Source organism: Pseudomonas sp. AF32, from assembly GCF_022342325.2.
Taxonomy (GTDB): Bacteria; Pseudomonadota; Gammaproteobacteria; order Pseudomonadales; family Pseudomonadaceae; genus Aquipseudomonas; species Aquipseudomonas uvaldensis.
In genome coordinates, this window is record NZ_RQJK02000012.1 from 133,010 (window position 1) to 152,930 (window position 19,921).

Sequence of the window (19,921 nt, forward strand, 5' to 3'; positions counted from 1 at the left end):
GGATATAAAGGATGGCGAAGTATACCCGAGCGTCTTCGCGGAGGGATCGCTATAATCGGCGGCTTTTGTTCATGAGTGCGGGGTGAGGGATGCGCGATCGTCTGCTGGCAGCGGAGAAGGTGAAGGCCATCGACTGGCGCAATGGCTACCTGCACTTGCTGGATCAGCGTCTTTTGCCGTTCGAGGAGTGCTGGATCGCCTATGACAGTGCGGTCGGCGTGGCCGAAGCCATCCGTTCGATGGTGGTGCGCGGTGCGCCGGCTATCGGCATCAGTGCGGCCTATGGCGTGGTGTTGGCCGCTCGCGCGCGATTTGCCGAAGGCGGTGACTGGCGGGCCGCGCTGGAGACCGACTTTGCGCTGTTGGCCGAATCCCGGCCGACGGCGGTGAACCTGTTCTGGGCCCTGGACCGCATGCGCGACCGGCTGGCGCGCCTGAAGGAACATGTCGAGCCGCTGGCGGCGCTCGAAGCCGAGGCCATTGCCATCCATGAAAGCGACCGCGAAGCCAATCTGACCATGGCTCAGCTCGGTGTCGATCTGATTCGCAGGCACCAGGGCAACGCCCAGGCCATCCTCACTCACTGCAACACGGGCGCCCTGGCTACTGGTGGTTTTGGTACGGCCCTGGGCGTGATCCGTGGCGCGTTTCTCGAAGGCATGGTCGAGCGCGTCTATGTCGGCGAAACCCGTCCGTGGCTGCAGGGCTCGCGCCTGACCGCCTGGGAATTGCTCAACGAAGGCATCCCGGTAACCCTCAACGCAGACTCCGCCGCCGCCCACATCATGAAAACCAAGGGCGTCACCTGGTTGATCGTTGGTGCCGACCGCATCGCCGCCAATGGTGACGTGGCGAACAAGATCGGCACTTACCAACTGGCGGTCTGCGCCATGCACCACGGCGTGCGCTTCATGGTGGTGGCGCCGAGTTCGACCATCGACATGAGCCTGGCCAGTGGCGAGGACATTCCCATCGAGGAGCGCGACGGGTGCGAACTGTTGGAAGTCGACGGCAAGCGCGTCGGGGCGGAGGTGGAAACCTTCAATCCGGTGTTCGACGTGACGCCGGCAGACCTGATCGACGCCATCGTCACGGAAAAGGGCATCGTTGAGCGCCCGGATACCGCGAAACTGGCGCAATTGATGTGTCGCAAGCGGTTGCATTGAAACCGATATAGGCCAGGAAATCGCTATCGCGAGCAGGCTCGCTCCCACATTGGCTCGGTGTTGCGCTGACTATCAAGCGTGCGCAGTTCCTGTGGGAGCGAGCCTGCTCGCGATAGGGCCCTTGAAGTCAGTGGAATAGCCAGAACCACCCCCACAATTTTGCATCCGGCAAGCCTCTAAGCCCCTCTGCTCCGATATCAGCCTGTCACCGGTCAACTAACTACTCACCATGCGCATCTGGGGGATAGGTGCGTGGCGGCTCTTGTGATAACATCCGGCGGTTTCCAGGGCTGCCTCTCGAGGCAGTCTCTACTGCGCAGATCCATGGCATAACTCGTTGATTTGTCGTAAGTCGTTGCATGGCACTTGTTCTGCAGCGGCGAGCTTCGTTCGTCCCATCTGGACGCACGGGGTTTCACCAGAAAAAGGAATCAGGCTTCTCATGGGCGAACTGGCCAAAGAAATCCTCCCGGTCAATATCGAAGACGAGCTGAAACAGTCCTACCTCGACTACGCGATGAGCGTGATCGTCGGGCGGGCGCTGCCGGATGCGCGCGATGGCTTGAAGCCCGTGCATCGGCGCGTGCTGTACGCAATGAGCGAGCTGGGCAACGACTTCAACAAGCCGTACAAGAAATCCGCCCGTGTCGTCGGCGACGTGATCGGTAAGTATCACCCCCACGGTGACACCGCCGTGTACGACACCATCGTCCGGATGGCGCAGCCCTTTTCCCTGCGCTACCTGCTGGTAGACGGCCAGGGCAACTTCGGTTCCGTGGACGGCGACAACGCTGCGGCCATGCGATACACCGAAGTGCGCATGACCAAGCTGGCCCACGAGCTGCTGGCCGACCTGCACAAGGAAACCGTGGACTGGGTGCCGAACTACGACGGCACCGAGATGATCCCGGCGGTGATGCCGACCCGTATCCCGAACCTGCTGGTCAACGGCTCCAGTGGTATCGCGGTGGGCATGGCCACCAACATCCCGCCGCACAACCTCGGTGAAGTCATCGACGGCTGCCTGGCCCTGATCGACAATCCCGAGCTGACCGTCGACGAGCTGATGCAGTACATTCCCGGCCCGGACTTCCCGACCGCCGCGATCATCAATGGTCGCGCCGGCATCATCGAGGCCTACCGCACGGGTCGTGGCCGCATCTACATGCGCGCCCGCTCCACTGTTGAAGACATCGACAAGGTTGGCGGCCGCCAGCAGATCGTCATCACCGAACTGCCGTACCAGCTGAACAAGGCCCGCCTGATCGAGAAGATCGCCGAGCTGGTAAAAGAGAAGAAACTCGAAGGCATCACCGAGCTGCGTGACGAGTCCGACAAGGACGGTATGCGGGTAGTGATCGAGCTGCGTCGTGGCGAAGTGCCCGAGGTGATCCTCAACAATCTCTATGCCCAGACCCAGCTGCAAAGCGTGTTCGGCATCAACATCGTGGCGCTGATCGATGGCCGTCCGCGGATCCTGAACCTCAAGGACCTGCTGGAAGCCTTCGTGCGTCACCGTCGCGAAGTGGTGACCCGTCGTACTGTGTTCGAGCTGCGCAAGGCTCGCGAGCGTGGGCATATCCTCGAAGGTCAGGCCGTTGCCTTGTCGAACATCGACCCGGTGATCGCCCTGATCAAGGCCTCGCCGACCCCGTCCGAGGCCAAGGAAGCGCTGGTCAGCACCCCGTGGGAATCCAGCGCTGTGATGACCATGGTCGAGCGTGCCGGTGCCGACTCGTGCCGTCCGGAGAACCTCGACCCGCAATACGGGTTGCGCGACGGCAAATATTTCCTGTCCCCGGAACAGGCCCAGGCCATTCTGGAGCTGCGTCTGCACCGCCTGACCGGCCTGGAGCACGAGAAGCTGCTGGCCGAGTACCAGGAAATCCTCAACCAGATCGGCGAGCTGATCCGCATCCTCAACAGCGCCACCCGGCTGATGGAAGTGATCCGCGAAGAGCTGGAAGTGATCCGCGCCGAATACGGCGATGTGCGTCGCACCGAGATTCTCGATGCGCGCCTGGACCTGACCCTGGGCGACATGATCCCGGAAGAAGACCGCGTGGTGACCATTTCCCACGGCGGCTACGCCAAGACTCAGCCGCTGGCCGCCTACCAGGCCCAGCGTCGCGGCGGCAAAGGCAAGTCGGCTACCGGAGTCAAGGACGAGGACTACATCGCTCACCTGCTGGTCGCCAATAGCCACACCACGCTGCTGTTGTTCTCCAGCAAGGGCAAGGTGTACTGGCTCAAGACCTATGAAATCCCCGAGGCGTCTCGTGCGGCGCGTGGCCGTCCGCTGGTCAACCTGTTGCCGCTGGACGATGGCGAGTACATCACCACCATGCTGCCGGTCGAGGAATACACCGAAGGTCACTACATCTTCATGGCGACCGCCAACGGTACCGTGAAGAAGACCCCGCTCGAATCGTTCAGTCGCCAGCGCAGCGTGGGTCTGATCGCCCTGGAGCTGGACGAAGGCGACGTGCTGATCTCCGCTGCCATCACCGACGGCGAGCGTGAAGTGATGCTGTTCTCCGACGGTGGCAAGGTGACCCGCTTCAAGGAATCCGACGTTCGCGCCATGGGCCGTACCGCCCGCGGCGTGCGCGGCATGCGCCTGCCGGAAGGGCAGAAGCTGATTTCCATGTTGATCCCCGAAGAAGGCAGCCAGATCCTCACTGCTTCCGAGCGTGGCTATGGCAAGCGTACGCCTATCAGCGAGTTCCCGGAGTACAAGCGTGGCGGCCAGGGCGTGATCGCCATGGTCAGCAACGAGCGTAACGGCCGCCTGGTGGGGGCTGTCCAGGTGCTCGATGGCGAGGAGATCATGTTGATTTCCGACCAGGGCACGCTGGTCCGTACGCGGGTCGACGAAGTGTCCAGCCTGGGCCGTAACACCCAGGGCGTGACGCTGATCAAGCTGGCCAACGACGAAACGCTGGTGGGACTCGAGCGGGTCCAGGAACCATCGGAAGTCGAAGGCGAGGAGCTGGAAGGCGACGAGAACGTGACCTTCGACGGCGCCCTTGGGGCCGACGTCGATGACATGGCCGGCGACCAGTCGCTCGACGCTGTCGCAGATGAAGAAGAACCGCAGGACTAAGCAGACACGCAGGGGGCGGATGAAGATTCGCCCCCTTGTTGTTTGTCCCTTTTGAAAATTTGCGACACTGCAAACTGTGTAAGCGAGCCTTGCTCCCACAGTGAGCACCCGCTGATACCGTATTAAATGTGTGACCACCAGATCAGAGCGAGATTGGATGTGAGCAAGAGAGCCTATAACTTCTGTGCCGGCCCGGCGGCGCTTCCTGAAGCGGTCCTGAAGCGCGCCCAGGGTGAACTTCTCGACTGGCATGGCAAGGGCCTGTCCGTCATGGAAATGAGCCATCGCAGCGATGAGTTCGTGTCCATTGCCACCAAGGCCGAGCAGGACCTGCGTGATCTGCTGAACATCCCGTCCAACTACAAGGTGCTGTTCCTGCAAGGCGGCGCCAGCCAGCAGTTTGCCCAGATTCCGCTGAACCTGCTGCCGGAAAACGGCCACGCCGACTACATCGACACCGGCATCTGGTCACAGAAGGCCATCGAAGAGGCCTCGCGCTACGGTCGCGTCAATATTGCCGGCACCGCCAAGCCATACGACTACTTCGCCATTCCCGGCCAGAACGAATGGAACCTGTCCAAGGACGCGGCCTATGTTCACTACGCACCGAACGAAACCATCGGCGGCCTGGAATTCAACTGGATCCCGGAAACCGGCGACGTGCCGCTGGTGGCCGACATGTCCTCGGACATTCTTTCGCGCCCTGTGGATGTCTCCCGCTTCGGCATGATCTACGCCGGTGCCCAGAAGAACATCGGCCCGAGCGGCATCCTGGTCGCCATCATCCGTGAAGACCTGTTGGGTCGCGCCCGCTCCCTGTGCCCGACCATGCTCAACTACAAGGTCGCGGCCGACAACGGCTCGATGTACAACACCCCGCCGACCCTGGCCTGGTACCTGTCCGGCCTGGTATTCGAGTGGCTGAAAGAGCAGGGTGGCGTCGAGGCCATCGGCAAGCTCAACGAAGTGAAGCAGCGCACCCTCTATGACTTCATCGATGCCAGCGACCTCTACAGCAACCCGATCAACAAGACCGATCGTTCGTGGATGAACGTGCCGTTCCGCCTGGCCGACGACCGTCTGGACAAGCCGTTCCTGGCCGGTGCCGACGAACGCGGCCTGCTGAATCTCAAGGGGCACCGCTCGGTGGGCGGCATGCGCGCTTCGATCTACAACGCCGTGGACATCAACGCCGTCAATGCGCTGGTGGCCTACATGGCGGAGTTCGAGAAGGAACACGGCTGATGTCAGAGCAAGAACTCAAGGCGCTGCGCCTGCGCATCGACGCCCTGGACGAAAAGGTCCTGGAGTTGATCAGTGAGCGCGCGCGCTGTGCCCAGGAAGTTGCCCGGGTAAAAATGGCATCCCTGGCTGAAGGTGAAGTGCCCGTGTTCTATCGTCCCGAGCGTGAGGCTCAGGTGCTCAAGCGGGTCATGGAGCGCAACAAGGGGCCGCTGAGCAACGAAGAAATGGCACGGCTGTTCCGTGAAGTCATGTCCTCGTGCCTGGCTCTCGAGCAACCACTGAAAGTCGCGTACCTGGGGCCGGAAGGCACCTTCACCCAGGCCGCGGCCTTGAAACACTTCGGTCACGCGGTGATCAGCAAACCGATGGCGGCCATCGACGAAGTGTTCCGCGAAGTGGCGGCCGGTGCGGTGAATTTTGGCGTGGTGCCGGTGGAAAACTCCACCGAAGGCGCGGTCAACCACACGCTGGACAGCTTCCTCGAACACGACATGGTGATCTGTGGCGAAGTCGAGCTGCGTATTCACCATCATTTGCTGGTGGGGGAGAACACCAAGACCGACAGCATCAGCCGGATCTATTCCCACGCCCAGTCCCTTGCCCAGTGCCGCAAGTGGCTGGATGCCCATTACCCGAATGTCGAGCGCGTGGCGGTGTCGAGCAACGCCGAAGCGGCCAAGCGGGTGAAGGGCGAGTGGAACTCCGCCGCGATCGCCGGGGATATGGCGGCGGGCCTCTACGGCTTGACCCGATTGGCCGAAAAGATCGAGGACCGTCCGGACAACTCCACCCGGTTCCTGATGATCGGCAATCAGGAAGTGCCTCCGACCGGCGACGACAAGACCTCGATCATTGTCTCCATGAGCAACAAGCCCGGCGCGCTTCACGAATTGCTGGTTCCGTTCCACGATAACGGTATCGACCTGACCCGGATTGAGACCCGTCCTTCGCGCAGCGGTAAATGGACCTACGTGTTCTTCATCGATTTCGTCGGCCATCACCGCGATCCGCTGGTCAAAGGTGTGCTGGAGAAAATCAGTCAGGAAGCAGTGGCACTCAAGGTGCTGGGTTCCTACCCAAAGGCAGTTCTTTAAGGGCGGATAGCAAATGAGTGGCAACTTCCTCGCGCTGGCTCAGCCAGGCGTGCAACAACTTTCGCCTTACGTTCCGGGCAAGCCTGTGGATGAACTGGCTCGCGAGCTGGACCTGGACCCGGCCAGCATCGTCAAGTTGGCGAGCAACGAAAATCCGCTGGGGGCGAGCCCCAAGGCGCTGGAGGCGATCCGCGGTGCGGTGGCCGAGCTGACCCGCTATCCCGACGGCAACGGCTTTGCATTGAAAAGCCTGCTGGCCGAACGCTGCGGTGTTGAATTGAACCAGGTGACGTTGGGCAACGGTTCCAACGATATCCTCGAACTGGTGGCGCGTGCCTACCTGGCGCCGGGCCTCAATGCCGTTTTCAGTGAGCACGCCTTCGCGGTCTACCCGATCGCCACCCAGGCCGTCGGCGCCGACGCCCACGTGGTGCCTGCCAAGGACTGGGGACATGATCTCCCGGCGATGCTGGCGGCCATCGATGCCAACACCCGAGTGGTATTCATCGCCAACCCGAACAATCCGACCGGCACCTGGTTCGACGCCCACGCCCTGGATGACTTCCTGCAGGACGTGCCCGAGCATGTGCTGGTGGTACTGGACGAGGCCTATATCGAATACGCCGAAGGCAGCGACTTGCCGGATGGCCTGGATTTCCTCGCGGCCTATCCGAACCTGCTGGTCTCGCGCACCTTTTCCAAGGCCTATGGCCTGGCGTCGCTGCGGGTCGGCTATGGCTTGTCCACGGCAGTGGTGGCCGACGTGCTGAACCGCGTGCGTCAGCCATTCAACGTCAACAGCCTGGCCCTGGCCGCTGCCTGTGCCGCCCTGCAAGATGAAGCCTACCTGGCCGAAAGCCGTCGCTTGAACGAGGCGGGCATGGGGCAACTGGAGGCCGGGTTCCGTGAATTGGGCCTCAACTGGATTCCATCCAAGGGCAACTTCATCTGCGTTGACGTCGGTCGTGTTGCCGCGCCAGTGTTCCAGGGCTTGCTGCGCGAGGGCGTGATCGTCCGTCCGGTGGCCAACTATGGCATGCCGAACCACTTGCGCGTCACGATTGGCCTGCCGGCGGAAAACAGCCGTTTCCTCGAGGCGCTGAGCAAGGTCCTGGCACGTGGTTGATGTCACTTCACTGCAACCTGCCGTCCCTATGATCGGTCGCCTGGTGGTGATCGGCCTTGGGCTGATCGGTGGTTCGTTTGCCAAGGGGCTGCGTGAAAGCGGCCTGTGCCGTGAGGTGGTCGGTGTCGACCTGGATTCGCAGTCGCGCAAGCTGGCGGTGGAGCTAGGGGTAGTGGACCGTTGCGAAGATGACCTGGCCATCGCTTGCCAGGGCGCGGACGTGATCCAGCTGGCAGTGCCGATCCTGGCCATGGAAAAACTACTTGCACGCTTGGCGACCATGGAACTTGGGCAGGCGATCCTGACTGATGTCGGCAGTGCCAAAGGCAACGTCGTGCGCGCAGCCACCGAAGCTTTCGATGGTATGCCGGCGCGTTTCGTGCCCGGTCACCCGATTGCCGGTTCCGAGCAGAGTGGGGTGGAAGCTTCCAATGCCGAGCTGTTTCGCCGCCACAAGGTCATATTGACGCCGCTGGATCAGACCGATCCGGCCGCGTTGGCGGTAGTAGACCGTCTGTGGCGTGAACTGGGTGCCGATGTCGAGCACATGCAAGTCGAGCGTCACGATGAAGTATTGGCTGCCACCAGCCATTTGCCGCACCTGTTGGCGTTCGGCCTGGTGGATTCATTGGCCAAACGCAATGAAAATCTTGAAATCTTCCGTTACGCTGCCGGCGGTTTCCGCGATTTCACGAGAATCGCGGGTAGCGACCCGGTCATGTGGCACGACATCTTCCTCGCCAACCGCGAAGCTGTCCTGCGCACACTCGATACATTTCGCAGCGACCTCGACGCCTTGCGCGACGCGGTCGATGCAGGGGACGGGCACCAATTGCTGGGCGTTTTCACACGCGCCAGGGTAGCCCGCGAGCATTTCAGTAAAATCCTGGCCCGTCGGGCCTATGTGGACGCTATGAATTCCAACGATCTGATTTTCCTGGCACAACCTGGTGGCTCCCTGAGCGGGCGTATTCGTGTACCGGGCGATAAATCGATTTCCCACCGCTCGATCATGCTCGGCTCCCTGGCTGAAGGCGTGACCGAGGTGGAAGGCTTCCTCGAGGGCGAAGATGCCCTGGCGACGCTGCAGGCGTTTCGTGACATGGGCGTGGTCATCGAGGGGCCGCACCACGGTCGCGTGACCATCCATGGCGTTGGCCTGCATGGACTCAAGCCTGCCCCGGGCCCGATCTATCTGGGCAACTCCGGTACTTCGATGCGCCTGTTGTCCGGCCTGCTGGCGGCCCAGGACTTCGACAGTGTCCTGACCGGTGACGCATCGCTGTCCAAGCGTCCGATGAATCGCGTCGCCAATCCGTTGCGCGAAATGGGCGCTGTCATCGAGACCGCCGCCGACGGTCGTCCGCCGATGACCATTCGTGGCGGCAACAAGCTCAAGGGGTTGACCTATACCATGCCGATGGCCAGCGCCCAGGTGAAGTCCTGCCTGCTGCTGGCCGGTCTCTATGCCGAAGGCAAGACCACCGTCACCGAACCGGCCCCGACCCGCGACCATACCGAGCGCATGCTGCGCGGCTTCGGCTATCCGGTCACGGTGAATGGCGCCACGGCTTCGGTCGAGTCCGGCAGCCAATTGACCGCGACCCATATTGAAGTACCTGGCGATATCTCTTCGTCCGCGTTCTTCCTGGTGGCGGCGTCGATCGCCGAAGGTTCCGACCTGGTCCTCGAGCATGTCGGGATCAACCCGACCCGTACCGGCGTGATCGACATCCTGCGCCTGATGGGCGCCGACATCACCCTGGAGAATCAGCGTGAAGTCGGCGGTGAACCGGTTGCGGACCTTCGCGTAAGAGCGGCTAAACTCAAGGGCATCGAGATTCCGGAAGCGCTGGTTCCGCTGGCGATCGACGAGTTCCCGGTGCTGTTCGTGGCGGCTGCCTGTGCAGAAGGGCGTACCGTATTGACGGGCGCCGAAGAGCTGCGGGTCAAGGAATCGGACCGTATCCAGGTCATGGCGGATGGCTTGCTGGCGCTTGGCGTCAAATGCGAACCAACCCCGGATGGCATCATCATCGATGGCGGCCAGATCGGCGGCGGCGAAGTCCATGGGCATGGCGATCACCGTATTGCCATGGCATTCAGTGTTGCGTCCCTGCGTGCCAGCGCACCGATCCGCATCCATGACTGTGCCAACGTCGCGACGTCGTTTCCGAACTTCCTGGCGCTGTGCGCGCAGGTCGGTATTCGAGTAGCACAAGAGGCGCAGTCGTGAAGATCAAGACACCGGTCATCACCATCGATGGCCCAAGCGGTTCGGGCAAGGGCACCGTGGCCGGGATCCTGGCCCGGCAGCTGGGCTGGAACCTGCTCGATTCGGGGGCTCTGTATCGATTGCTGGCTTTCGCGGCCGGCAACCATGGCGTGGATCTCACCAACGAAGAGCTGCTGAAGGCCCTGGCGGCGCATCTGGATGTGCAGTTCATTGCCGCCACCGAGGGCCAACTGCAACGCATCATTCTGGAGGGTGACGAAGTCAGCGATGTCATCCGCACGGAGAGTGTCGGCGCCGGCGCTTCCCAGGTTGCCGCGCTGCCAGCGGTGCGCGAGGCGTTGCTGCAGCGCCAGCGTGCATTTCAGGAGGCGCCAGGGTTGGTGGCCGATGGTCGGGACATGGGAACGGTAGTGTTTCCGGACGCGCCCTTGAAGATTTTCCTGACCGCCAGTGCCGAGGAGCGGGCTCGCCGTCGATATTTGCAGTTGAAGGGCAAAGGCGAGGATGTTAGTCTGTCGAGTCTGCTAGATGAGATTCGTGCGCGCGATGAGCGTGATACCCAGCGTGCAGTAGCCCCGCTCAAGCCGGCGGCCGATGCGATTCAGCTGGATTCCACGGAGTTGTCCATCGATCAGGTGTTGCAACGCATCATGAGCGAGATCGCCATTCGCGATATCGCCGGGTGACCAGGAAGCTCCGCAGGGGACCAGTCATAGTCCTGCGGTCTTCTTTTATATGAAACTAACCCACGTCGTCTGGGGCGTGGAGCCGGGCGTATTCTTCGCCCTCATCAACAGGAATTAAAATGAGCGAAAGCTTTGCGGAACTCTTTGAAGAAAGCCTGAAAACCCTGAACCTTCAGACAGGCTCCATCATCACCGGTGTTATCGTTGATATCGACTACCAGGCTCGCTGGGTAACCGTTCACGCTGGCCTGAAGTCTGAAGCCCTCATCCCGCTGGAACAGTTCTACAATGACGCTGGCGAGCTGAACATCAACGTCGGTGACGAAGTTCACGTTGCTCTGGACTCGGTTGAAGATGGCTTTGGTGAAACCAAGCTGTCCCGTGAGAAAGCCAAGCGCGCTGAATGCTGGATCGTTCTGGAAGCGGCTTTCGCAGCTGAGGAAGTGGTCAAGGGCGTTATCAACGGTAAGGTTAAAGGCGGCTTCACTGTCGACGTTAACGGCATCCGTGCGTTCCTGCCAGGTTCCCTGGTTGACGTCCGTCCAGTGCGCGACACCACGCACCTGGAAGGCAAAGAGCTGGAATTCAAGGTCATCAAGCTGGACCAGAAGCGCAACAACGTTGTCGTTTCCCGTCGCAGCGTCCTGGAAGCCGAGAACTCCGCCGAGCGTGAAGCTCTGCTGGAATCGCTGCAGGAAGGCCAGCAGGTCAAAGGTATCGTCAAGAACCTCACCGATTACGGCGCATTCGTCGATCTGGGTGGTGTCGATGGCCTGCTGCACATCACCGACATGGCCTGGAAGCGTATCAAGCATCCTTCGGAAATCGTCAACGTTGGCGACGAGATCGATGTCAAGGTTCTGAAGTACGATCGTGAGCGCAATCGTGTTTCCCTGGGCCTGAAGCAACTGGGTGAAGATCCATGGGTCGCTATCAAAGCCCGTTACCCAGAAGGCACCCGCGTCACCGCTCGTGTAACCAACCTGACCGACTACGGCTGCTTCGCTGAGCTGGAAGAAGGCGTTGAAGGTCTGGTGCACGTTTCCGAAATGGACTGGACCAACAAGAACATCCACCCTTCGAAAGTCGTACAAGTCGGCGACGAAGTGGAGGTCATGGTTCTGGACATCGACGAAGAGCGTCGTCGTATCTCCCTAGGCATCAAGCAGTGCAAGTCGAACCCATGGGAAGACTTCTCTGGCCAGTTCAACAAGGGCGACAAGATCTCCGGTACCATCAAGTCGATCACCGATTTCGGTATCTTCATTGGTCTGGACGGCGGCATCGACGGTCTGGTTCACCTGTCCGACATCTCCTGGAACGAAGTGGGCGAAGAAGCCGTACGTCGTTTCAAGAAGGGCGACGAGCTGGACACCGTTATCCTGTCGGTTGACCCAGAGCGCGAGCGTATCTCCCTGGGTATCAAGCAGCTGGAAAGCGATCCGTTCTCCGAATACGTCTCGGAAAACGACAAGGGCGCCATCGTCAAGGGCACTGTGAAGGAAGTTGACGCCAAGGGCGCCATCATCACTCTGGCCGATGATATCGAAGCGACTCTGAAAGCCTCCGAAATCAGCCGTGACCGCGTTGAAGACGCTCGCAACGTGCTGAAAGAAGGCGAAGAAGTAGAAGCCAAGATCATCAGCGTTGACCGCAAGAGCCGCGTAATCCAGCTCTCGATCAAGTCGAAAGACGTTGAAGAAGAGAAAGAAGCTATCCAAAGCCTGCGCGACAAGCCAGCTACGGATGCTCCGGTAGCCACCACCCTGGGTGACCTGCTGCGTGCGCAAATGGAAAAACAGAACTGAGTTCTGGGTTTCTGTAGAAAAGGGCGACTTCGGTCGCCCTTTTTTGTGCCTGCGGATATTCTGCGTTTCGTGGTGTACAGAGGGGGGGCGGATTCGCCGGTGCGGTTACGCGAAACCAACCTCCAATTCAAATTGTCTTTTTATCAGGTGGACCGATCATCTATAAGAGTGGGGCCGAGCCTGGCGCGCATGATTTGGTCGGGTTCTTGGCTCAAGGAGTCGAATGAAGAAGCTTTTTCCAGTCTTGGCTGTTCTGGTGCTGGTGGGGTGTTCTACCAGTGCTAAGACACATGCAGTGCGCGGCGTCAGCGGCATCGAGATTGATTGCTCGGGATTGGGTTCCGGGTGGGAGAAATGCCACAAGCGTGCTGCCAGGGAGTGCAAGGGGGCGGGTTATAAGGTGATAACCCGGTCTGACGATGCAAAGGATGAGGATTGGTATCCTTTGGGCTTCAACCCTGCTGGGTACCTGACCCGAACGATGCTGGTTATATGCCGATAGTCATAAGAGCTCTCGTGTATGCACCAAAAAAGGGATAGCCAGATAAACAAAAGATTTGTCAATACTCGGGCTGTTCAAATCCCTTCGGGCATGCTAAAACCTTTTGAAGCACTGATCTAGCTGCTTGATAAAGAAGGGAAAAATATGACGAAGTCGGAGTTGATCGAACGAATTGTCACCCATCAAGGGCTACTCTCATCCAAAGATGTGGAGCTGGCCATCAAGACCATGCTTGAACAAATGTCCCAGTGCCTGGCGACCGGAGATCGTATCGAGATCCGTGGCTTTGGCAGTTTTTCCCTGCATTACCGTGCTCCGCGGGTGGGGCGTAACCCCAAGACCGGGCAGTCGGTAAGCCTGGACGGCAAATTCGTTCCTCATTTCAAACCGGGTAAAGAGCTCAGGGATCGTGTTAACGAAGAGGAGGGGGGTGAACTTTGACAAGGGGAGGGGGATAAATGCGGAACTTTAGGCGCCTGGCGTTTGTCGTAGCTGCGCTATTCGTGGCCTTGGCGATTATTCTGTTTGTGCTGGAAAATAATCAGCCTGCCACGCTGTTGTTCCTGGGGTGGCCTGCCCCGGAGCTACCTGTTTCGGTTTGCGTGCTCCTGGCGCTGCTCGCTGGCATGATGCTCGGACCGTTGCTCACTTGGTTCATGCGGGGGCGTCGACGCCTCAAATAATTGATGTGTGAACCCAGTAATCTTGGTAAGGATCACTGCCCAAGATTTTCTGGCTTTTATCAGTGCAGCTGCTTTTGCGTTCCTTACAAGTCTATTAAGTAAGCTTTTATCATTTCTGTTTACTCAGAGCGGTACGGGTGAGTTGAATTACGGACGGGGGAAAGCCTCGAGCTGAAGCCCTATTCGATCCAATATATATGATGTATTTGCTCGGAACCTTCAGGGTGAATCGCTTCGTCAGTAGTGCTTGCTCTATAACGAAGATGGCAGATACGTAATGTCTCAGGACTACACTCGGTTCGGCGCGTGCGGCGCATGTCGTCGGTTCTGCATGACGTCCAGAGCGCTGGGCATGTCATCCTCGATCACATTAGCGGCGGTCGCGGATTTCATTTTCTCCGACTAAATGTCGGCTGGGTGTTTGGAGTCGATCGCCACCACACATCCTTTGGCACCGGCTCGCTTGAGCGAGGCAGGCAGGGCATTCAGCAGCATCCTCCCGTCGGGCAACCTCGGCCATCCGTCGATTCTCTTTCCGCCCCTGGGATAGTTTTCAGGTGGGTCTGGAGGAGGGGCTGGTAAAAACCATTTTCCCCGGTGGCTTGGCCTCGCTATCATTAGAGCTGCCGGCGAGTAATGCCGCAATGAGCGACATGCATTGAGCAGGGCTGGCTGCGGGATGACAAAATCAAAATTGCTCCTGGCTCGCCTACCTCTAATGAATCACTTTGAGGGACTCATGTCGCGTAAGGAGCGCACCGAGAGCTCATGAGCGCTGCTGCGCTGGGCGGACTAGGCTAATTTTTTGCGTAGACTTGAAAAGCCAGTTGGTTCCATTTGGGCTTATTGGCTCACTCATCGACTGCTGGGGCGCTGCTAGGTAGGGTGGACATAGGTACAAATTTTCCAAAGCAATGGATAGGCTGCAAAGCGCAGGGAGTTGCATCATGAATACTGAGAAAATTCTGGCAGTTCCCAGCGCTCCGCAAAGGATCTGTGCTTTCATTTTGCCCCCGAAGACTATTGAGGTGGCTCAATCTCATTTTATGGTGAGTGACGCGAAGTGTCATATCAATGTGCCATTTGAGAGAAATATGAATCTCTGGGTCGGTGACATACCCATTGGTGTGACTTTGACTAACGAATTAATAGAGCTGGCGAGCTTGAAATTGCCAGTTCGAATTTAAAAAAAACTCAACCAGTACTGAGGTGGAAATTGAATAAAGTTTTAGTAACGGGTGCCGACGGATTTATTGGTTCCCATTTGGTTGAGTTGTTGGTGAAGGAAGGTTATCAAGTAAAAGCACTGTCCCAATACAATTCATTTAATTATTGGGGTTGGCTAGAGAATATCAACTGTCTTGATCAAGTTGAAGTCGTTAGCGGTGATGTCAGGGATCCACATTTTTGCAAGCACATCACCAAGGGAGTTGATGTTGTTTTCCATCTCGCGGCATTGATCGCCATTCCATACTCGTATGTTGCTCCAGATAGCTACGTAGACACCAATGTAAAAGGTACGCTGAATATCTGTCAGGCAGCCCTTGAAAATAATGTAAGAAGGGTGATCCATACTTCTACTAGTGAAGTTTATGGCACCGCTCAGTATGTGCCTATCGACGAAAAGCACCCTTTACAAGCTCAATCGCCTTACAGTGCTTCGAAAATTGGCGCCGACGCGATGGCCATGAGCTTCTTCAATGCTTTCGATTTGCCGTTGACCATCGCCAGGCCGTTCAATACCTACGGACCTAGGCAATCGGCCAGAGCGGTTATTCCAACCATCATCACTCAAATTGCAAGCGGCCAGAAGCAGATCAAACTAGGCGATGTCTCCCCAACCCGAGATTTCAATTACGTAGCTGATACCTGCCGGGGGTTCTTGCAGCTGGCGCGGTGCCAGGAAGCCATTGGTGAAACGGTAAATATTGGTTCAAACTACGAAATATCTGTACGTGATACGCTTGAGCTCATCAAAAAGCTGATGAACAGTGACGTAGAATTCTTGACTGATGATCAGCGCATGCGCCCAGGAAAATCGGAAGTGTTCAGGTTGTGGTGCGACAATACCAAAATAAATAAACTGACCGGTTTTGTGCCGAGTTATTCTATTTCTGAAGGCCTGCAACAAACAATCGACTGGCTTCTCGTTCCCCAAAATTTGGCTAAGTATAAAGCTGATATTTATAACGTCTGAGAGGGGGAGCTATGTTCGATTCATTAATTAAATTCGTGCGTGACGAATACGCTACCAATGACTTCATTCCGCTGCATGCACCGATCTTCAACGGTCGTGAACGTGATTATGTAGTGGAAACAATCGAATCTACATATGTATCGAGCGTGGGTGCCTTTGTCGATCGTTTCGAAAAAGACATGGCTTCCTATACGGGGAGCCCTCGGGCGACGGCGACGGTGAACGGCACGGCAGCTCTTCACACGGCGCTTGTTTTGGCTGAGGTAAAGGAGGGCGATCTGGTCTTGACCCAGGCGTTAACTTTTGTCGCGACCTGCAACGCAATCGCTTATTGCGGCGCCATGCCAGTGTTTATTGACGTTGATCTGCACACACTTGGATTTTCCCCGTCGGCGATGAATGCGTGGCTTCAAGAGCATGCTTATCTAGATGATAGTGGGCTTTGTCGCAACAAAACGACGCATCAGGTTATCCGGGCCTGTTTGCCGATGCACACATTTGGGCATCCAGTAGATATCGATCACTTGGTGGAAGTTTGTCGGCTTTGGAATATAACCTTGGTCGAGGATGCGGCGGAGTCGCTCGGAAGCCTCTATAAAGGGCAGCACACTGGAACATTTGGTGCTCTGGGAGTACTCAGCTTCAATGGTAATAAAATAATTACGACGGGTGGCGGGGGCGCTATTCTTTCCAATGAGACTCTTGGTGTAAAAGCCAAGCACCTGACGACAACGGCGAAGCAACCTCATCCCTACGAATACGTTCATGACGAATTGGGTTTCAATTATAGATTACCCAACCTGAATGCAGCTTTGGGTTGTGCGCAGCTGGAACAGATCGACACATTTGTTTCAGCCAAACGTGAGTTGGCGTCCCGCTACGCCTCGTTGTTGGCTAATAGCGAGCTGACCTTTTTTAAAGAGCCTCCCGAATGCCGCTCGAATTACTGGCTGAATACAGTCATTTGCGAGTCTGTTGAGCGCCGTGATGCTCTTCTTAAAGCAACTAACGATAAAGGCGTGATGACTCGTCCCATCTGGAAGTTGATGTGTCACCTCCCGCTTTACAATAAATGCATTAAAGGCGATTTGACCAACTCGCTGTGGCTGGAGGCCCGAGTAGTGAATTTGCCGAGCAGCGTGTTGCCGGAGTTTCAGCGTGGTCAGTAAGGTCGCAGTTTTTACCGGTACCAGGGCTGAATATGGCCTTTTGTATTGGTTGATGAAGGATATAGAAAATAATCCTTCGTTGGACCTTAAAGTCATTGTGAGCGGTATGCACCTGTCCCCTGAGTTCGGGGAAACTTGGAAACAGATCGTTCATGATGGATTTGAGATCGATGCAAAAGTCGAGATGCTATTGTCCTCTGATACGGCGGTTGGCGTTGTCAAATCCATGGGCTTGGGACTATTAGGATTTGCCGAAGCCTTGGAGCGGCTAGCGCCAGATGTACTGGTAGTGCTCGGGGATCGGTTCGAGGCGCTAGCGGTAGTGCAAGCTGCACTCATCATGAAAATTCCAGTGGCTCATATCCATGGTGGAGAAATAACGGAAGGGGCCTATGACGATGCTATTCGGCATGCCATAACCAAGATGGCCGCGCTGCATTTTGTGGCTGCCGAACCCTATAGGCAACGCGTCATTCAGATGGGTGAAGATCCTACACGAGTATTTAACGTGGGTGCCGTAGGCTTGGATCATGTAAAACGGGGAGAGTTTTTATCTCTCGAGGCGTTGTCTCAAAGCCTCGATTTCAACATAAAAAGGCCCTTCATGTTGGTGACCTATCATCCGGTCACCCTTGCTGAAGAGGATCCTGAGCGGAGCTTCTGTGCATTGCTGGATGCGTTGGACTCATTTCCAGATCATCAGGTGATTATTACTTACCCCAACGCAGACAACGGCGGCCGTAGCATAATATCGTTGATTGAAAAATATGCGGCACTCAATCCTGGCAGGGTGCTCGCCGTGCCATCGCTTGGGTTCAAACGCTATTTAAGTATATTGCAATTTGCGAGTGTCGTAGTTGGTAACTCGTCAAGCGGAATTATCGAAGTACCTTCATTTGGCTTGCCGACTGTCAATATTGGCTCGCGTCAGAAGGGCCGACTGGCTGCTGAAACTGTCATTCCTTGTGAACCTGGCGCCAACTCAATTCGCCAAGCTATTTCCCTCGCGCTTTCGGAAGGATTCTCCAATATGTGCAAACATGCAGAGAATCCCTATGGGCAAGGTGATGCCAGTCAGAAAATCGTACAGCAGTTGATAGGTTTCGACGGCAATACTTCAAAAAAATTCTATGACCTGGATTTACTATGAAAAGTAGCTCGCAAGGTGTGTACGTAATTGCAGAAGCAGGTGTTAACCATAACGGTCAACGGGACATGGCGTTGGCACTTGTTGAAGCAGCAGCAGCGTCTGGCGCTGATGCGGTGAAGTTCCAGACGTTTGATGCTGCCAAGCTGGCTTCCAAGAGCGCCCCCAAGGCTGCCTACCAAGTCACAAATACCGACAATGCTGAGTCTCAGCTTGCAATGTTGAAGAGGCTCGAGTTGCCAAAGGAATGGCATCAGGATATCCAACGACACGCTCGAGATCTTGGAATCGAGTTCCTTTCAACCGCTTTTGACGCGGAGAGCTTGGACTTTCTATGTCGCTTGGATATGCCTTTTTTCAAGGTGCCCTCCGGTGAATTGACCAACGGTCCATTGCTTTGGCAATTTGCGCGGACACAAAAGCCCCTGGTGCTGTCCACAGGAATGGCCACGCTCAGTGAGGTTGAGCAGGGTTTGGCTATTGTTGCTCATGCCTTGGTCCATGAGCGTGAGCCAGAGAATATGGATGAGGTTTGGCGTTCCTGGAGCGTTGCAGAAAACAGACATAAATTGCTTGGACACGTGACCTTGCTTCACTGCACATCGCAATATCCCACCCCTTGGTCTGAGGTCAATTTGAAGGCGATGGATACGCTCGCAAATGCTTTTGGTCTTGAGGTTGGTTATTCGGACCATACGGAAGGTGCGTTGGTCTCCATTGCTGCTGTGGCACGGGGAGCCAAGGTCATTGAAAAGCATTTTACGCTTGATCGGACTCTGCCAGGGCCTGATCACAAAGCATCCCTTGAGCCGAATGAGCTTAAAGGCATGATCAATGATATCCGAGCCTTAGAACAAGCCATTGGTAGTGCGTGCAAGGCTCCGCAAGCAAGCGAGTGGGATACACGCAAGGCCGCCCGGCAGCAGGTTGTAGCAAGTCGTCAAATAGCAAAAGGAACTGTGTTGTCCCGTGAGGACCTTACAACGGCGCGCAGTGGCGGTGGCGTGCCGGCTGTTGAACTATGGAGTTTGGTCGGAAAAGTCAGCCCGCGCGAATATGCCGTGGGCGAGGCTCTCGAGAAGTGAAACTCGTAAAGACTGTAAAGTCAGTAGTGCTAATCGGTGCGGGAGGCCATGCCAAGGTTCTTCTTTCATTAGCGACATCGGCGGGTTTTGATGTCATCGGCGTATGTGCTCCTGAGTTTAAATCAAAAGAAGTGAAGGAATGGCGTGGCGTCGATGTGCTTGGTGATGATAGTTTTATTGAGCAATTAGATCCCACAGAAGTTGGCCTTATCAATGGGATTGGTCAAGTCACTCACAATAATATTCGAAAAAAAATATTCAAGTGCTACCGAGCCAAGGGATTTAATTTTCCTGTATTGGTTCATCCCCGTGCTTCAGTCGACTCCACTGCGAACCTTGGGCAAGGCGTTCAAGTCATGGCGGGTGCTATCATACAGGCTGACTGTGACATCGGTGAAAATACAATTATCAATACCCGCGCGAGCATTGATCATGACTGTAATGTCCACGCTAACGTGCATATTGCCCCCGGTGCGGTGGTTTGTGGGGACTGTACTATTTGCGAAGGGGCTTTCGTTGGTGCTGGTGCGACCGTCGTTCAGTCATTGACCGTGGGAAAGGACGCTGTGATTGGAGCCGGTTCGGTACTGGTGAGATCGTTACCAGCTAATCGCATATCGTTAGGTGCCAAACCTCACATTACCCAACGGCTAAAGAATTAAGAGGCAAGA

At 56.8% G+C, this 19,921-nt stretch carries 17 protein-coding genes; all 17 read left to right on the plus strand.

Annotated elements, in window-relative coordinates:
* The first annotated feature begins 89 nt into the window (after positions 1–89).
* A complete protein-coding gene (mtnA, locus tag EGM97_RS13465; RefSeq protein WP_238961991.1) occupies positions 90–1,166 on the plus strand; it encodes an S-methyl-5-thioribose-1-phosphate isomerase in 1,077 nt (358 codons plus the stop codon).
* Positions 1,167–1,608: 442 nt separating this feature from the next.
* Positions 1,609–4,272, plus strand: a complete 2,664-nt coding sequence (gene gyrA / locus EGM97_RS13470) for a DNA gyrase subunit A (protein ID WP_238961992.1) — start codon at positions 1,609–1,611, stop codon at positions 4,270–4,272.
* Between the two features lie 159 nt (positions 4,273–4,431).
* Positions 4,432–5,517 (plus strand): 3-phosphoserine/phosphohydroxythreonine transaminase, encoded by a 1,086-nt coding sequence (gene serC, locus EGM97_RS13475; RefSeq protein WP_238961993.1) that lies wholly within the window; start codon positions 4,432–4,434, stop codon positions 5,515–5,517.
* Positions 5,517–6,611 carry a prephenate dehydratase gene (gene pheA, locus EGM97_RS13480; protein ID WP_053146538.1) on the plus strand — a complete coding sequence of 365 codons (1,095 nt, stop codon included), beginning with the start codon at positions 5,517–5,519 and terminating at the stop codon, positions 6,609–6,611. The genes serC and pheA overlap by 1 nt, the downstream gene beginning before the upstream one ends.
* A 13-nt stretch (positions 6,612–6,624) precedes the next feature.
* Entirely contained in the window at positions 6,625–7,737 is a 1,113-nt protein-coding gene (gene hisC, locus EGM97_RS13485) for a histidinol-phosphate transaminase (RefSeq protein ID WP_238961994.1), read from the plus strand.
* 28 nt (positions 7,738–7,765) lie between these two features.
* Positions 7,766–9,973, plus strand: coding sequence for a bifunctional prephenate dehydrogenase/3-phosphoshikimate 1-carboxyvinyltransferase (locus EGM97_RS13490; protein ID WP_238962033.1), 2,208 nt, complete (start codon positions 7,766–7,768; stop codon positions 9,971–9,973).
* The gene (gene cmk / locus EGM97_RS13495; RefSeq protein ID WP_053155075.1) at positions 9,970–10,659 is read left to right on the plus strand and encodes a (d)CMP kinase; all 690 of its coding nucleotides are present in this window, start codon (positions 9,970–9,972) and stop codon (positions 10,657–10,659) included. Before EGM97_RS13490 ends, cmk begins: the two co-directional genes overlap by 4 nt.
* Positions 10,660–10,778: 119 nt before the next feature.
* Positions 10,779–12,467 carry a 30S ribosomal protein S1 gene (gene rpsA / locus EGM97_RS13500; RefSeq protein ID WP_238961995.1) on the plus strand — a complete coding sequence of 563 codons (1,689 nt, stop codon included), beginning with the start codon at positions 10,779–10,781 and terminating at the stop codon, positions 12,465–12,467.
* A gap of 223 nt (positions 12,468–12,690) precedes the next feature.
* The gene (locus tag EGM97_RS13505; RefSeq protein ID WP_238961996.1) at positions 12,691–12,969 is read left to right on the plus strand and encodes a hypothetical protein; all 279 of its coding nucleotides are present in this window, start codon (positions 12,691–12,693) and stop codon (positions 12,967–12,969) included.
* Between the two features lie 144 nt (positions 12,970–13,113).
* Positions 13,114–13,410 carry an integration host factor subunit beta gene (gene ihfB, locus EGM97_RS13510; protein ID WP_238961997.1) on the plus strand — a complete coding sequence of 99 codons (297 nt, stop codon included), beginning with the start codon at positions 13,114–13,116 and terminating at the stop codon, positions 13,408–13,410.
* A 17-nt stretch (positions 13,411–13,427) separates the two neighbouring features.
* Positions 13,428–13,652, plus strand: coding sequence for a lipopolysaccharide assembly protein LapA domain-containing protein (locus EGM97_RS13515; RefSeq protein ID WP_238961998.1), 225 nt, complete (start codon positions 13,428–13,430; stop codon positions 13,650–13,652).
* Between the two features lie 947 nt (positions 13,653–14,599).
* Positions 14,600–14,839 carry a hypothetical protein gene (locus EGM97_RS13520; RefSeq protein WP_238961999.1) on the plus strand — a complete coding sequence of 80 codons (240 nt, stop codon included), beginning with the start codon at positions 14,600–14,602 and terminating at the stop codon, positions 14,837–14,839.
* A gap of 29 nt (positions 14,840–14,868) precedes the next feature.
* Positions 14,869–15,849: an NAD-dependent 4,6-dehydratase LegB gene (locus tag EGM97_RS13525; RefSeq protein ID WP_238962000.1), complete on the plus strand. Its 981-nt coding sequence runs from the start codon at positions 14,869–14,871 to the stop codon at positions 15,847–15,849.
* Positions 15,850–15,860: 11 nt separating this feature from the next.
* Positions 15,861–17,018 (plus strand): LegC family aminotransferase, encoded by a 1,158-nt coding sequence (locus EGM97_RS13530; protein ID WP_238962001.1) that lies wholly within the window; start codon positions 15,861–15,863, stop codon positions 17,016–17,018.
* Positions 17,008–18,168 carry a UDP-N-acetylglucosamine 2-epimerase gene (gene neuC, locus EGM97_RS13535; RefSeq protein WP_238962002.1) on the plus strand — a complete coding sequence of 387 codons (1,161 nt, stop codon included), beginning with the start codon at positions 17,008–17,010 and terminating at the stop codon, positions 18,166–18,168. The genes EGM97_RS13530 and neuC overlap by 11 nt, the downstream gene beginning before the upstream one ends.
* Positions 18,165–19,250, plus strand: a complete 1,086-nt coding sequence (neuB, locus tag EGM97_RS13540) for an N-acetylneuraminate synthase (protein ID WP_238962003.1) — start codon at positions 18,165–18,167, stop codon at positions 19,248–19,250. Before neuC ends, neuB begins: the two co-directional genes overlap by 4 nt.
* On the plus strand, positions 19,247–19,912 hold the full coding sequence (locus tag EGM97_RS13545; protein WP_238962004.1) for an acetyltransferase: 666 nt from the start codon (positions 19,247–19,249) through the stop codon (positions 19,910–19,912). The genes neuB and EGM97_RS13545 overlap by 4 nt, the downstream gene beginning before the upstream one ends.
* Positions 19,913–19,921 lie beyond the last annotated feature (9 nt).